At 63.9% G+C, this 1,026-nt stretch carries 1 protein-coding gene and 1 pseudogene; both read right to left on the minus strand.

The annotated features are described in order from the left end of the window. Positions 1-219 (minus strand): annotated as a pseudogene (locus AC0L2V_RS32180) (hypothetical protein); the annotation flags it as partial. A gap of 176 nt (positions 220-395) precedes the next feature. Continuing rightward, positions 396-815 carry a DUF2958 domain-containing protein gene (locus AC0L2V_RS32185; protein WP_473522185.1) on the minus strand — a complete coding sequence of 140 codons (420 nt, stop codon included), beginning with the start codon at positions 813-815 and terminating at the stop codon, positions 396-398. Between the last annotated feature and the right edge of the window lie 211 nt (positions 816-1,026).

A 1,026-nucleotide genomic window follows, 5' to 3' on the forward strand; every position in this document is an offset into this window, starting at 1 on the left:
TCCCATTGCGACACTTCGTCGGGGTCGAGGTGGGCGATGTTCTCGATCAATGAGGCTTTCGAGGGCATGGGCGTCGTCGCCGTCTTCCATGATGGTGCAGGGCAAGGCATCGCCCTCGCCGCGCTCGTCGGCGAGCAAATTCGCGGCGAAATAGCGTCGCCGTCCGGCGACGATCTCGAAGCTTTCCGGCGAGCCGTTGGGCCGCACCAGAAGCGGCACGAGGACGCCGCGCGCGCGGACGGCGCGCGTCTTGCGTCGCGCATGTTGAGCGCGGAGATGTTGAGCCGGTCGAGAGGAATATGGGCAAGCTGCATGGTCTTCCTCCTTCTTTTTGGGGTGCGATTGTCCCCGCCGGGGAGGCCGAAGGCCGATGCGGCGGTGGCGGTTTTTTTGCCTTATCGGCGTTCTTGCTCCGCCGTGTCGGGCGGAAGCTTGGAATGGGAGTTGCCGAGGGCCTCTGCCGCCCGCCGCAGAAGCCGCTCGGCTTCGGTGATCTGGCCGGCGCTGCGCGCGGCCTCGGCATAAACGGACAGCGGAAAACGCGCTTTGAAATGAAGGTCGCGCTCGATTCCCAGTCCAAGCGGACCCTTGATGGATTCGAGTTGGGCAAGGCTGACGCTGCCGAGTTCAGGGAAGCCGAAGCCGAGGTCACAAAGGCCGAACAGCGTGTCGCCGTCGGCGTCGAGTTCGGTGAGAAGCCAGGTTGCCGGCCCGGTCGGATCGAACAGTTTTACCAACGGGACATGGTCGGTTTCGGTGTCGGTTGCGCCATTGGCGAGCAGTTGGGCGTAAAGGTCGTCGGTGATCAGGATCATTGCGGAATTTCCTTCAAAACGGTTCGGGCTGATTGAGAGCGGCTTTTGAAACAGGCGGATACCAGCGGCTTCTGCGCCGAGCGCGGGCGCATCGGCGCGCCGTCAGAAGCCCAAGGCGGTCGCGCATGGCGATGGAGCGCGCTCATGCCGCGATCTCGTCTTGTTGCGCGCCTTCGGCCTCGGCGTTAAAGCCAAGCAGGAAATCGGCGGC

The organism is Mesorhizobium sp. WSM4814, assembly GCF_055811595.1.

Coding starts and splice junctions, on each gene's coding strand:
- AC0L2V_RS32185 (WP_473522185.1), bottom strand. CDS start 815: ATGATCCTGATCACCGACGACCTTTACGCCCAACTGCTCGCCAATGGC.